This window comes from Acrocarpospora macrocephala (assembly GCF_009687865.1).
Lineage (GTDB): Bacteria > Actinomycetota > Actinomycetes > Streptosporangiales > Streptosporangiaceae > Acrocarpospora > Acrocarpospora macrocephala.
Genome location: NZ_BLAE01000073.1, coordinates 1 through 13,331, shown reverse-complemented (window position 1 = coordinate 13,331; position 13,331 = coordinate 1). Strand labels below are relative to the sequence as shown.

The 13,331-nt window shown below is 70.6% G+C and carries 11 protein-coding genes; 8 read left to right on the top strand and 3 right to left on the bottom strand.

Features of this window, described 5'->3' with window-relative positions; genetic code table 11:
* Positions 1 to 49 precede the first annotated feature (49 nt).
* Entirely contained in the window at positions 50 to 1,453 is a 1,404-nt protein-coding gene (locus tag Amac_RS44110) for a CHAP domain-containing protein (RefSeq protein WP_218041659.1), read from the bottom strand.
* A 154-nt stretch (positions 1,454 to 1,607) separates the two neighbouring features.
* Between Amac_RS44110 and Amac_RS44105 the strand changes: the two genes are divergently transcribed.
* From Amac_RS44105 to Amac_RS44080, 6 genes are all read left to right on the top strand, one after another.
* On the top strand, positions 1,608 to 4,625 hold the full coding sequence (locus Amac_RS44105; protein WP_155360419.1) for an AfsR/SARP family transcriptional regulator: 3,018 nt from the start codon (positions 1,608 to 1,610) through the stop codon (positions 4,623 to 4,625).
* Between the two features lie 76 nt (positions 4,626 to 4,701).
* Positions 4,702 to 5,364, top strand: coding sequence for a M15 family metallopeptidase (locus Amac_RS44100; RefSeq protein ID WP_155360418.1), 663 nt, complete (start codon positions 4,702 to 4,704; stop codon positions 5,362 to 5,364).
* Between the two features lie 128 nt (positions 5,365 to 5,492).
* Positions 5,493 to 6,296, top strand: a complete 804-nt coding sequence (locus Amac_RS44095; protein ID WP_155360417.1) for a DJ-1/PfpI family protein — start codon at positions 5,493 to 5,495, stop codon at positions 6,294 to 6,296.
* Positions 6,297 to 6,314: 18 nt separating this feature from the next.
* Entirely contained in the window at positions 6,315 to 6,854 is a 540-nt protein-coding gene (locus tag Amac_RS44090; RefSeq protein ID WP_155360416.1) for a hypothetical protein, read from the top strand.
* A 253-nt stretch (positions 6,855 to 7,107) separates the two neighbouring features.
* Positions 7,108 to 7,443: a trypco2 family protein gene (locus Amac_RS44085; protein ID WP_155360415.1), complete on the top strand. Its 336-nt coding sequence runs from the start codon at positions 7,108 to 7,110 to the stop codon at positions 7,441 to 7,443.
* 45 nt (positions 7,444 to 7,488) lie between these two features.
* Positions 7,489 to 11,115, top strand: a complete 3,627-nt coding sequence (locus Amac_RS44080) for a tetratricopeptide repeat protein (protein WP_155360414.1) — start codon at positions 7,489 to 7,491, stop codon at positions 11,113 to 11,115.
* Between the two features lie 105 nt (positions 11,116 to 11,220).
* Here the strand turns inward: Amac_RS44080 and Amac_RS44075 are convergent, their stop codons facing one another.
* Both Amac_RS44075 and Amac_RS44070 read right to left on the bottom strand, forming a co-directional pair.
* Positions 11,221 to 12,042: a GNAT family N-acetyltransferase gene (locus Amac_RS44075; RefSeq protein WP_170322959.1), complete on the bottom strand. Its 822-nt coding sequence runs from the start codon at positions 12,040 to 12,042 to the stop codon at positions 11,221 to 11,223.
* 185 nt (positions 12,043 to 12,227) lie between these two features.
* Positions 12,228 to 12,380, bottom strand: coding sequence for a hypothetical protein (locus tag Amac_RS44070; RefSeq protein ID WP_174900299.1), 153 nt, complete (start codon positions 12,378 to 12,380; stop codon positions 12,228 to 12,230).
* Between the two features lie 202 nt (positions 12,381 to 12,582).
* On the opposite strand from Amac_RS44070, the gene Amac_RS44065 reads away from it, so the two are divergent.
* Together Amac_RS44065 and Amac_RS44060 are read left to right on the top strand one after the other, a co-directional pair.
* The gene (locus Amac_RS44065) at positions 12,583 to 13,098 is read left to right on the top strand and encodes a Fic family protein (RefSeq protein WP_155360412.1); all 516 of its coding nucleotides are present in this window, start codon (positions 12,583 to 12,585) and stop codon (positions 13,096 to 13,098) included.
* Positions 13,082 to 13,331 (top strand): hypothetical protein (locus Amac_RS44060; RefSeq protein WP_155360411.1); only part of this gene is annotated, 250 nt, incomplete at its 3' end. The genes Amac_RS44065 and Amac_RS44060, both read left to right, overlap by 17 nt.

Genomic DNA, 13,331 nt, shown 5'->3' with positions numbered 1-13,331 from the left:
AGATGCTCCATGGGGAGTTAAGAGTTCGGTGTCGGTCGCACGTCTTGACTCAGGCGCCGTTCCAGTCGCCGGTCAGGACGACCGCGCCCGGAAGGGTCTCCAGCTCGGTGCCCCACGCGTAGTCGGAGGCTCCCTCGTCCAAGGCGTTACGCAGGTGGAAGGTGCCGTCGCGAGGGTCGTAGTAGCCGACGGAGTCCTTGCCGTCGCCGTTCCAGTCGCCGGTCAGGACCACCGCACCGGGAACGGTCTCGAGTGAGGTGCCCCACGCGTAGTCGGAAGCGCCGTCGCTGTGCGCGTTGCGCAGGTGGAAGGTGCCGTCGGCGGGGTTGTAGTAACCGGTGGAGTCCTTGCCGTCGCCGTTCCAGTCACCGATCAGGACCACCACGCCGGGAATCGTCTCCATCCCGGTGCCCCAGGCGGTGTTGGAAGCGCCGTCGTCATGCGTGTTGCGCAGGTGGAAGGTGCCGTCGCGAGGGTCGTAGTAGCCGGTGGAGTCCTTGCCGTCGCCGTTCCAGTCGCCGGTCAGGACCACGGCGCCGGGGATCGTCTCCAGTCCGGTGTCCCAGGCGGCGTTGGAAGCGCCGTCGTCATGCGTGTTGCGCAGGTGGAAGGTGCCGTCGGCGGGGTTGTAGTAGCCGGTGGAGTCCTTGCCGTCGCCGTTCCAGTCGCCGGTCAGGATGACCGCGCCGGGAATGGTCTCCAGCCCGGTGTCCCAGGCAGTGCTGGAAGCGCCGTCGCCGAGTGCGTTACGCAGGTGGAAGGTGCCGTCAGCCGGGTTGTAGTAACCCGTCGAGTCCCGGCCCTCCGGAGGCGCCTCCGGGGTGGACGTGCCATTGACCGGGGCGCTGTAGCCGACGATGTCGACGTTCGACCGGGAGTACGACTTGGCCTGGATCTTGTCGCCGCTGTTGCCCTCGATCGTGTAGACCGTGGAGCCGTCGGCGCTCTTGACGATTCCGACGTGGTCGATGTCGCCGCTCTGGTCCCAGTCGAAGACGACCGCGTCGCCCGGCTGCGGCGTGTACCCGCTCCCCCTGGTGTGCCAGGTTCCGTACGTGGTCCCGTAGTTCTTGAACGAGGCGGCCCATCCGTCGAGGACGCCGCCGCTGCCCTCGGGGATGTCGGCGTACTTCACGCCTGCCTTGCGCCAGACGTACTTGGCGAAGTCGGCGCACCAGTCGCTGTCGCGCCACTGCACGCCACCGGTGCTGGGGCAGCCGGTCCCCGGCTTCCACGGGCGGAAGAAACCGGTGTAGTAGTTGCAACCGCTGCCCATCGGGCTCTCGTGGTTGCGTGTGCCGTTGTTCAGCTCGCTCTGGGCGGCGGAGACGATCGCGGGCCTGCTCACCGCGAAGGCCGGAGCGGCCGTGACGGCCGTGAGGCCGGTGGCCACGACGGTGGTGGCGGCCAGTGCCGCGGCGAGCCGCCGGCCAGTGCAACGAATGTCACCCATGGTGATCCCTCATTTCGGGGTCGTTCTCGATCGGACACCGAGAGCGTGGGTGACCCCGCTGCAACTTCGCTTTAGGGCAGTCTTGAGCCTGGTACGCCCTGACAAATGACCTTTAGTCTCAGTGCGATGAGGCCCTCGTCCTTGGGGAGGACGCATGAAGTTCCGGCTTCTCGGCCCGGTCGAGGCGTGGAACGGGGGACAGCAGGCGAAGCTCGGCGGAGCCAAGCCGCGTGCGCTGCTCGCCGCGCTGCTGCTCGATCACCGCCGGATCGTGCCGGTCGAACGGCTCATGGAGGCGATCTGGGGCGAGAGCCCGCCCACCACCGCGCGAGCCGTTCTGCAGACGTACATCGCGTCGCTGCGCCGGTCGCTGGAGAGCGCCGGCATGACCGGCGTGATCGTCTCGCACCCCGTCGGCTACCTCGCCGAGGTGCCGGCAGACGAGCTCGACCTGCGGGTTTTCGAGCGGCTCGTGGGTGAGGGCCGGCAGGCTGTCCGGGACCGCCGGCACGAGGAGGCACGGGAGAGCCTCCGCGCCGCCCTGGCGCTCTGGCGGGGACCGGCGCTCGGCGGGATCACCGACTCCTTCCTGCGGGCCGAGGCCATGCGGCTGGACGAGCTCAGGGTCACCGTCATCGAGGAGCGGATCGCCGCCGAGCTGGCGCTGGGCCAGGGTGAGCGCCTCCTCGACGAGCTGGCCGAGCTGGTGGCCCTCCATCCCGCCCGCGAACGGCTGCGCCGCGACCTCATGGTGGCCCTCTACCGGGCGGACCGGCAGGCGGACGCCCTGGCCGTGTACCGCGAGGGCAGGCAGGTGCTGATCGACGAGCTCGGCATCGAGCCGGGGCCTGAGCTGCGGGAGGCGCACGAGGCGATCCTGCGCTCGGACCCCGCCTTGCTGCCCCCCGCCCGGCGCAGGAGACTGCGGCAGCTGCCCCCGCCGCCGGCCGACTTCATCGGCAGGGAGGAGGAGATCGCGACGCTGCGCGCGACGCTGACCCTGCCGGAGGCGATGCCGATCTGCGTGATCTCCGGTGCCGGCGGCATGGGCAAGTCGGCCCTCGCCCTCCGGGTGGCCCACGAGGTCGCCGAGCACTTCCCCGACGGCCAGCTGCACGTCGAGCTGCGCGGCACGAGCGACGCCCCGGCCGGTGCGGAAGAGGTCCTGGGCCGGCTGCTGCGGGAGCTCGATCCCGACCTGTCGCGGCCGCCCGCCACGCTGGAGGAGCGGGTCGGCCGCTACCGCACGCTGCTGGCGAACCGGCGCAAGCTGGTGGTCTTGGAGGACGCATCGGCCGAGGCGCAGGTACGGCCGCTGCTGCCCGGCGCGCCCGGCTGCGCGGTCCTCGTCACCTCACGCAACCGGCTCGTGGGCCTGGCCGGGGCCACATTCGTCGAGCTGGGCGTGCTGCCCTCCGGCACGGCGATCGACCTGTTCGCGCGGATCGCGGGTGAGCACCGGGTGGCGGCCGAACACGACGCCGCGTCCGCCATCGTCAAGCTGTGCGGCCGGCTCCCGCTGGCCATCCGCATCGCCGGCGCCCGGCTGGCCTCGCGGCGCCAGTGGCCGCTCGCGCGGCTGCTCGACCGGCTGGCCGACGAGCGGCGCAGGCTGGACGAGCTGACCGTCGGAGACCAGCAGGTGCGCGCCGGCATCAGCCTGAGCTACGCGCTGCTGCCGCCCGAGGCGCGGACGGCGCTGCGCCGCCTCGGCCTCATGGGCCTGCCGTCCTTCCCCGCCTGGGTGGCCGCCGCCGCCCTGGAAACGGACCTGGACGAGGCCGAACGCATCCTGGAGCACCTCGTGGACGTCTCCCTCGTCGACGTCGAGGGAGACGACCCGATCGGGCAGCTCCGCTACCGGCTCCACGACCTCATCCGGCTGTTCGCCAGGGAACGTGCCCTGGCGGAGGACGACACGACGGCGCGCGCCGCCGCCGTCAGCAGGGTCCTGGGCGGGTGGATCTGGCTGGTCGAGCGGATCAACGAGTCGACGCCGCCGTACCTGATCTCGGTGTCGGCCTCCTACCGGCTGGCCCGCCCGGTGGACGACAGGGTGGCACGGTCGGTGGTGGCCGATCCGCATGCCTGGTTCCGCTGCGAGCAGGAGGCGCTGATCGCCGGCGTCGAGCTCGCCGCCGGGATGAACCTGGACGAACTCGCTGTCGAACTGACCGCCGCGCTGTCGTGCACCGCCTTCGGCGGCCACCAGTACGTCTTCGACGACCCCTTCGCGAGCTGGCACCGGACGCATGAGGCGGCGCTGTCGGCCGCCCGCCGCATGGACAACGCCCTCGGCGAGGCGACGCTGCTGGCCGGGCTCGGGCAACTGCACTACGAACGGGACTCGTTCGCCGAGTCGCGGGCCCACCTCAGCCAGGCGCTGTCGATGTTCCGCGCGGCCAAGGACACCCGCGGCGAGGCCGCCGCGCTGGCCTCACTCGGCGCCGCCTGCCGGGAGCAGGGGTACCTGCCCGAGGCGCTGCACTTCCTCGACCGGGCGCGGGAGCTGCTGGCCGACTTCGACGACGCCTCGGCGCTGGGGCACGTCAGGCGTTTGGCCGGCACCGTACGGCTGGAGACCGGGGACTATCCCGGCGCGTGGGCCGATCTGGAGGCGGCGCTGGCGCTGTTCACCGCCGCGGGTTCGCGCCGCGGCCAGGGCCTGACGCTGCGCAGCATGTCGCTCTACCACCGCGCCAGGGGCGAGGCGGCCCGGGCCGAGGAGGTCGCCAGGCGGGCGCTGGCCATCTTCCAGACGGCCGACGACCGGATGATGACGGCGTACTGCGAGCGCGCGCTGGCCAAGGCGCTGCTGCGGCAGGGCAGGTTCGACGAGGCCAGGAAGCCGCTGCAGGAGGCGCTGGCGGTCCTGCGTACGCTGCAGGACTCCTTCGGCGAGGCCTGCACGCTGCGCACGCTCGGCGAGCTGCACCTGGCGGAGGGGCGGCTCTACCAGGCCAAGGACTGCCTGGAGGAGTCGCTGCGGATCTGGGAACGCCTGCGCGCCGCGCTGTTCCGCGCCCGCACCCTCCGCGACCTGGCCCGGGTGCACGAGGCCCTCGGCGACGTCGCCACCGCCGAGCGGACCGCCGCGGCGGCGTTGGAGATCTTCCGCCTGCACGGCTCCAGGGAGTACGCCGAGCTGTCATCGCCGGGCCTGTCGCTGTAAAGCGGATTACAGCGTATTCGAAGCGCCCCGGTCCATGCTGCGTCGGACCCTTTCGTCTGTCCGCTTGGAGAGCCCCATGGCGCAGCACGTACTTCTGTCCGACCCGCGCATCGCCGCCATGCCGGTGCGGGAGTGCGACGAGCCCCTCATCGACCTCCGCGGCGAGCAGGTCATCCACGTGGACCCGCGGCTGGCCGACCCCGCGGGCGCCTACGCGCACGTCCGGCTCGGCGTCGCCGACCGCCTGACGGGCGCGCAGACCCAGCTCCCCCGGGGGCTCCGGCTGCTGCTCGTGGAGGGTTACCGCCCGTACGCGCTCCAGGAACGCTATTTCGCCGACTGGCAGGCCAGGATGCGGCGCATCCACCCCGACTGGACGCGGGAGCGGCTGCGCGCCGAGGCGGGCAAGTTTGTCGCACCGCCCGAGGTGGCGCCGCACGTGGCCGGCGGAGCGGTCGACGTCACGCTGTGCACCGTGGACGGAACCGAGCTGCCGATGGGCGCGGAGGTCAACGCCACGCCTCCGGAACACGGCGAAGAGTGCTACACGGACGCGCCGGGGATCTCCGCGGAGGCGCGGAGCAACCGGCAGATCCTGATCGTCGCCATGACGGCGACGGGGTTCGTGAACTATCCCACGGAGTGGTGGCACTGGTCGTACGGCGACCGGTACTGGGCGTTCGCCGTGGGAGCACCCCATGCCCGGTACGGCCCGGTCGCCATGCTCAATGGTCGCTAGCGCCCACATCGGACATAAAACCCACCCTTTCGGACAACCGTGCGGCGGCCGCTTGCCGGGGCCTGACCGAAGCGTTGAACTGGCGTCGGCCGGCCAGGGACATCACGTTCTTCGATAGGAGCCTGGCGATGACAGTTCATGAGGCAGGCACCGGCAAGATCCGCGTGTGGGTCAGGAGGGTGGCCGTGGTGCTGGCCGCGCTGCTGGTCCCGGCCGGGGTGTCGGCGGTCAACACCGTCGGCAAGTTCGGCGACCTGTACCGGGCGCGCGCGGACGCGGTCTCGGTTCAGCCCGCGGCGAAGGTCCACGATCCGGCCAAGCCCACGGTGGCGCTCCTGGTCGGCGGCAGCGGCGCCAACGTGGCCGACCTGCTCGGCCCGTATGAGGTGCTGGCAGGCACCGGCAGGTTCAACACCTACGTCGTGTCGGCCGGCTCCCGGCTGGTGCCCCTGACCGGTGGCCTGGACATCGTGCCCGACCTCACCTTCGCCGAACTGGGGCGGCTGCTGGGCGAGCGGCGGGACAAGCTCGACGCCGTGGTGATTCCGGCGCTGCAGCCACCCGCGCCCGCCGAGTTCGACTCCATCAACGCCTGGCTGCGGCAGCAGTCGGCCGCCGGCACGCTGACCGTCAGCGTCTGCGCCGGGGCGCGCACGCTCGCCGCGACCGGGCTGCTGGACGGCAGGCCCGCGACCTCGCACTGGACCCGGCTGGCCGGCCTGCGCGACGACTTCCCCGACGTCAACTGGATCAGTGGCGAGCGATATGTGGACGACGGCAATGTGATCACCACGGCGGGCGTGCTGTCCGGCACCGACGGCGCCCTCCGGATCGTGGAACGGCTGGTCGACATGGACACCGCCCGCGAGGCGGCCCAGGCCGTCCACTGGCGCCACTATTCGCCCGGCGTCTCCGCGCGGATCCCCGTGTAAGACTGGGCAGCATCAGACGTGGTCGTGGCCCTCAACTCCTCCTACCAGAGCAGGCCGTCGACCATCGGCGTACGGCTCACCGAAGGCATCGGCGAACTGGAGCTCGCCGCCACGTTCGTCTCCTACACCGAGGAGTCCATGGTCGGGCGGACCGTCGCGGTCGGCGACGGCCCGGTCCGCTCCCGGCATGGCCTGACGTTCGTGCCCCGCTCGACGGTCGCGGCGGCTGCCGCTGACCTCGATCGGCTGCTCGTGCCCGGCCTGGACGCCTTCAGGCTCCAGGTGCCGGGCACCGCGGGCCTGCGGCCCGAATACCTCCACACCACCGAGGAGTTCGCCTTCGATCCGGTGCTGCGCGACATCGCCCGCACGTACGACGTGCAGACCGCCCGGTTCGCCGCCAAGACGCTGGAGTACCCGCTGCAGGACGTCAAGCTGACCGGCCGCGCGTGGCCCTGGACGGAGACCCTCATCCCCGCCGTACTCGCGCTGCTGGGCGCAGCGGCCGCCATCACCGCCGGCATGGTGTTCCGCCGAGTCCGAGCCGCTGGTGATTAAGAGTCAGCGGCCCTACGCGATCAACCGTCCGCCAGCACGCGGCTTGACCGCCCGTCAATGCGCTATCGGTCGGCTCGGCCTTGATCGGTAAGGGTCGGTGAGGCATCTTGGGGAAATCGGTGCATATGCCGACCGGCGGCGGGTGTGGCGTTTAGGGTGTGCAGCGTCCTAAAGACGGGAGCCGGTACGGGGTCAAGCTCGAAGAGGACTGGCAGGTCCTGTGTGTGCAGCGTCCTAAAGACGGGAGCCGGTCGTGGGTGATGAGTTGCTGTCGCTGGCCGAAGCGATGGAGTTGGTGCGCGGTGAGGTTGTCAAGGCGCGCAACCGCGCAGAGATGCTGGGGGAGGAGTTGCGGTTCACCGTGGACGCGGTGGAGGTGGAGTTCCTGGTGCAGATCGGCAGGGAGAAGGGCGGGGAGGGCAAGCTGACCCTCGGCGTGGTCGAGGCGGGTGCCTCGGGCAAGCGGAGCCACACCGACACCCACCGCATTATGTTCTCTCTGGCGCCGTTCTCGGTTGCGACCGGTGAGCGCCCGGTGATCAATGACGAGGTGGCCCAGGCGCAGTCGCGCCCGTCGCGGTCCTGGTAACCGGTACGCGGGCATCAGCCTGGCCAGCGGCTCTGGAGAGGTGGCATGCGTCAGAGTCCGGTCGTCGACATCCTCGCCCGCCGCGATGCGAGGCCTTTGGCTCTGGCCAGTGGCTATCTGATCGCGCCGGGTCTGGTGCTGACCGCCCGCCACGCGGTGGAAGCCGCCGTCGAGGTAGGGGTGCGGCTGCTCGGCGACGACCGGAAACGGCTCTGCCGGGTCGCCTGGCGAAGCCCGGTCGAGGATGTGGCGGTGCTGGCTGTCACCGTCGAGCAGGACCAGGTGCTGGCGGTGCCGACGGCCCGGTGGGGTGTCTACACCGGGATAAGCGCCGCCAACCCGGTCGAAGCGATGGGGTTTCCCTGGGCTCAGCAGGCCGGAGATGGCAGCCGGGATGTCGAGCATTTGCAGATGTCGGTCAATTCGGGGGCCGGTTGGCTCAGCGGGCGTGCTCAGGCCGACATCGAGGGCCCGGTCCCGATACAACGCCCTGACGGGCTGCGGTGGGCGGGCCTGTCCGGTGCTGCGGTGCTGGCCGGGGATCTGATCGTCGGGGTGGTGGTGGAGGAGACCCCGAAGTACGGAGCCCGTCGTCTGAGCGTGGTGCCGGTCCGTGCGTTCGTCTTCGATCTCGCCTTCCGCACCCTCATCGAGCAGGCGACCGGGCAGCGAGCGGTGGCCGAACCAGCCGAGTTGGCGGCGGTGCTGACCAGTCCGGCCCGGGTGCGGCCGCGCTCGCCGGCGATGCTGCTGCGTGCCGACGCCGAGGCGGTGGGCTTCTACGGCCGTGAGCGAGAGCTGGCCGGACTACGTGCCTGGGCCAACGCCGAAGACCGGAGCGGTGGGGTGAGGGTGCGGTTGTACACCGGACCGGGTGGGCAGGGCAAGACCCGGTTGGCCCGCGCCTTCGCCCATGACCTGGCCGGCTCCTGGGTGATCGCGGTCTTGGCCGATTCCCTCGTGGGGGGCGGCGGCCAGGTCGAGCGGGCGGCGTTCGCCCGGCTGGCCTCCGGCGCCGAGCGGCTGTTGGTCATCGTCGACTACGCCGAGACCCGCGCCGGGCAAGTGCTGGACCTGCTGCGCGCGCTGGCCGAACGGGGCGCGCCGACCCGGGTGTTGCTGCTGGCCCGCTCGGCGGGCGACTGGTGGCAGACACTGGGTGATGATCTGGGCGAACTGGCCTACCTGGCCGACCCTGGCCACGTCACCGCGCTGCCCGTACTGGACGACAGCCTCACCGCCCGCCAACAGGCATTCACTCACGCCGTGACCCAGCTGCGCACCGCTTTGAACCGGCTTTCCGGACCCGGTCGGCTGAGTCTGCCCGCAGTACCGGAGCCGAGCCCACGACGTAACCAGGCCGATGGTGTCGACGTTGGCACCGGGGCTGGCGATGGCACACCGGATCTGCGTGCTGAGCGCTACCGCACCGCGCTGGACATACAGATGGCTGCCCTCGTCGTCGTGCTGGGCGGCTCGGACGCAGGCGGTATGCCCGAGCAGGAGATCCTGCGCCATGAGCGGCGCTACTGGAAGAGCACCGCCCTCCGGCGTCCGCCCAACACTCGCGTCAATCTGCACAACCATGTTCTGGCTCGTGCGGTGGCTATGGCCGCGTTGTGCGGGGCGTCAACCCAGGGCGAGGCATTGCGCCTGATAGCGGCCGTACCCGGTATCGCCGCCGGAGACGAGGACCTGCACATCCGCGTCGCGGTCTGGCTGCATGAACTGTATCCGGCAGCAGGCGACGCTTACTGGGGATCGCTGCATCCCGACCTGCTCGCCGAGTACCTCGTCGCGGCGGTCACCCGTGAGAACCCCGGCTTCCTGGCCCGCGCTCTCACCGAACCCTCCGCTACCCGGGCGCGGCATGTCCTGCACGTCCTCGCCCGCGCCGCGCTCCACCAGCCTGACCTCGTCGGCCAGCTCACTAGCTTGATCGGCGGTCAGCCCGATCTCGCCCGGCACGCCGTGGCGATCGCGCTGCAGACCGAGAACCCTGATCCGCTGCTGTCGGCTCTGACTGAAGCTGTCGAGAACATGCCCCGCCGAACCGAGTCGCTGGAGCCGCTGTGGGAGCTGGCTGGCGCGCTCCCTGCCCGCAGTCGGCTCCTCGGCGACCTCAAGGTCCAGGTCTACACGACCATCGGCGCCATTCACCTGGAGACCGGCTCCCTGCGCACCGCCGCCGATCTAAACGCCTTCGCCGCCGCCGCCACCAACCTGGCGCGGCAGATGGTCGCGCAGAGCCGAACGCACGACGCGCTGCAGGGCTTCCGGCTCGCGGTCGGCTATTACGAGTGGTTGGCCGAGCAGGAGCCCGACCTGTTCCTGCCCGCGTTCGCCTCCGTGCTAGCCGACCTCGCCAAGCAGCTCGCCAAGATGGGGGAACGGCACAACGCCACCGTCGCGATCCAGCGCGCACTCGACATCAGCGAACGCCTTGCCGCAGCGGACCCAGGTGCCCATCGGCTCCTCCTGGCGTCCACGCTGAGAGACTTCGCGGAGATGTTTCCCACATCAAGAACAAGCGAGGCTCTGACTGCCATGCGGCGCTCGGTCGCCCTCTATGAGCAGGCGGCCGAGGAGGACGCCGGGAAGCGCCCTGCCCTCGCTGCGGCGCTGGGCGCCCTGGTCATGATTTGCGCGACCGCCAGGCTGCCCGATGGAGCGCTGGCCCACGCCCAGCGCGCGGTGGACATCTATGAGCCGCTGGCCGAGGCCGACCCCGACGCCTACCAAGAGGGATTGGCCCGATCGCTGAACCTTCTCACGTCCCTGCTCGCCCACCTCGGGGAGCACGGTCGAGCGCTGGATGTGGCCGAAAGGATGGCCCCGCTCTGGGGAGAGCTGGCCGTGGGCTCCTTGGCGCGCTTCGGCGCCGGCTATCTCCAAGTGCTGCTGCTGCTCGGGTTCCTGCGCTTGGAGGCGAGTCGGCCGGTGGACGCCGCCGTGCCGCTGATATCGACGATCTGGTTTGGCCACCCCGGCGCGATCACTCTCGAGAGCAGCGAAATGGTCACCTACCAGGCGTCCCGGCTGCTCCGCGCCGCCTATCGAATGGCACCCAAGGACGTGGCCGCCGAATGGAAGCGGATCACTAACGAACCGGTACCGGAATGGCTACGCGAGCAGGACGCCGATCCGTTCGGAGAGGAGGTCGACTGGTATCGCCAGGCGGCCGAGACCGGCGACATGAACGCCATCCGCCACCTCGCCGTGCTCCACGACCAGCGGAACGAGCTCGACGAGGCTGCGCGCTGGTATGCCAAGGCAGCCGAGGCCGGCGACACTATGGCGATGACCCGGTTGGGAATCGTGTTGCGGCGGCAGGGCCGCCTGGAGGAGGCCGAACCCTGGTGGCGCAGGGCTGCCGAGGCGGGCGGCCACAGCGCCATGACGGATCTGGCGCTGCTGCTGATCAGGCGGGATGAGCTGGACGAGGCCGAGGCTTGGTCTCGGCGCAGCACCACGTTCGGCGACGTGCGGGCGATGAATGTGCTGGGGATGGTGCTCATGAAGAAGGGCGAGTGGGTCGAGGCCGAGACCTGGCTACGTAAGGCTGGCCAGGCGGGTGACGTCGACGCGGTGAACAACTTGCTGGTCTTAGTCAAGATCAAAAGCGAAAACGGAGCGCCGGGTCCGCCTCACCGCCCAGCGCATCCTGCCTGATCATCTCCGCGACGAACGAACCCCCCCCGGCCAGCGAGACCAAGCCATGGACGCCCCCGCTCTGGGAGGGCCCCTACGTGCTGTCGTCCTACGGTGGGCGCGTTGTCAGCCGAGGTCGGGGTGTGGGATGTAGCGGCTGGGGTGGATCATGGTGAGGGCGGCGTCGTTGGCCATGAACGTGTCCATGTCGCTGATTCGCCAGCCGGCCCCGATGAGCACTGGCACGAGCGGATGCACGCCCGGCACCGCGATCCGGGCCGTTCGCGCCGCCTGGGGGAACGGGCCGGCGCCGATTCCTTCGGCGGTCGCGGCGAGGGCGCCGAGCACGGTTTGCGCGCAGTCCTGCGGAGTCTCGCCGCCGGCGGGGCCGATCACGATCTGACCGTCGGTTACGCGCGCGAAGGCGTATCCCTGGTCGGTCGTGTACGGCGTGACGCCCGGGATGGCGGCGTACCAGGCGAGCGTGTCTGGCCGGGCCCCTCCCGCGGCGCGAGCGTCCAACGGTGCTACGTCCTCCACCCGCGCCTCCCGCACCGGTGGCGCGGGTAGCCCGGCGGCCGGCCCGGTCAGGTAGAGCAGCGGGCACCAGGGGCGCAGCCCGTACCGGACATAGAGACTCACCGCACGGGGGTCGGACGAGGCGAACGTCACCTTCGGACCGTCGCCGGCGAGCAGATTCGACAGCAGTGCCCGTCCTACCCCGGAGGACTGGTGCTCGCGCAGGACGAACAGGTCGCCCAGGTGGGTGACGGCCTCCCGTCGCAGGGTGCCACCGAAGCCCTGGGCGGCGCGGGGATCCGCCGACGCGATGAGCAGCGTGCCGAAAGCGCGCTCGGCGTCGAGGAAGTCGCACGCCGCGGGCCACCCGGTCAACAGCCCAAAGCGCTTGGCCACGTGCCGCACGGCGGGCATGTCATCCTCGACCACGGCCCGCACCTTGAATCCCGGCATTCTCCCCGCCCAGCCGTTTCGCCACGTCCCGGCTCATCCTAGGGTGAGCCACGACTGTGCGAGATGCCTGTCGATAGCATCGGCGGGCAGGCCAGCGAGCACAAACTCGAGCACTGGGTCACCCAGCAGGGTGACGAGAAATCCTCCGTGCCGCCCACCGGCTACGAGTGGATCATGTCGCAGGACTTCTGCAGGTCGGCGGGGCTGCCGTGCGCGGCCAGGTCGTCCAGCAGGCCGCGGGTCAATTCGGCGATGCGGGGCCGCAGGGCGCGCATTTGGCGGGGGGAGAAGTGCGGCTGCAGTAGCGCACGCATCCGCCGATGGTCGGCCTGTACCCTCTGCCGCTGACCAGCACATTCCTGCTGGGCGTGGTACGTTCCGCCGACGCCAGATGGTTAAGCCGCCGGTGGCATGGTTATGCCTGCGGAAATTTGGTAACTCCCGCTGATCTGGTACGTGTTCGCGATCCGTCACTACCGTGCCCGCCAGGCAGTCGGCCGGTGACGGGAGCGAGCGATGACTGCTATGGCGTCCGGCGCGGTGACGCGTGTGGTGCACGGCGTGTGGTCCGACGGCCGTGAATACGCGGCGCTGGTTCCCGCACCGATCGCCACGGCGGAGAGCTGCGGCGGCTTCGGCGAGGCCGAGGAGGCGGCGCGCGAGTGTGACGCGATCCTGTCCGGGCACCGCCGCGCGGACCAACTGGTCACTTCGCTGGAGCAGGCGGCCGTCGGTTATGCCCAGCTTGAGTTCATCCATCCGTTCATGGACGGCAACGGGCGCCTCGGCAGGTGCCTGATGCAAGTGATTCCCCGTCGGCGCGGCCTGGTCGGCTCGCTGGTTCCGCCGCTGGGCCTGCTGTTCGCCGCGAACATGCCCCGGTTCCTGGAGGCGCATCGCCGCTACCGCGAGGGCGACCGCGCTTTTTGGTGCCGGTACGTGGCGGAGCTGGCGGTGACCTCGGCCGCCAACGTCCACGTCCTGCTCGGCAGAAATGGAAGAAAGGAGAAAACCCATGGCAGCATCAGATAGCCGGGCCAGACGGGAGGTGCGGCGCAAACGCCGCCGCTCGCGCAGGTCCCGTGCGGTGACCGCGGCGGCCATCGCGGCGGCCTCGGCGTTCGTCGGGTTGGTGCAGGTGGTGGCCGCCCCCGCGAGCTACGCCCGCTGCTCGGTGCAAACGAACGGGGAGTTGATATGCACGGAGGACCCCGATCCTGGTCCTCTTTCGCCCGTCCCGACGACGCCTCCCCCGCCGCCTCCAC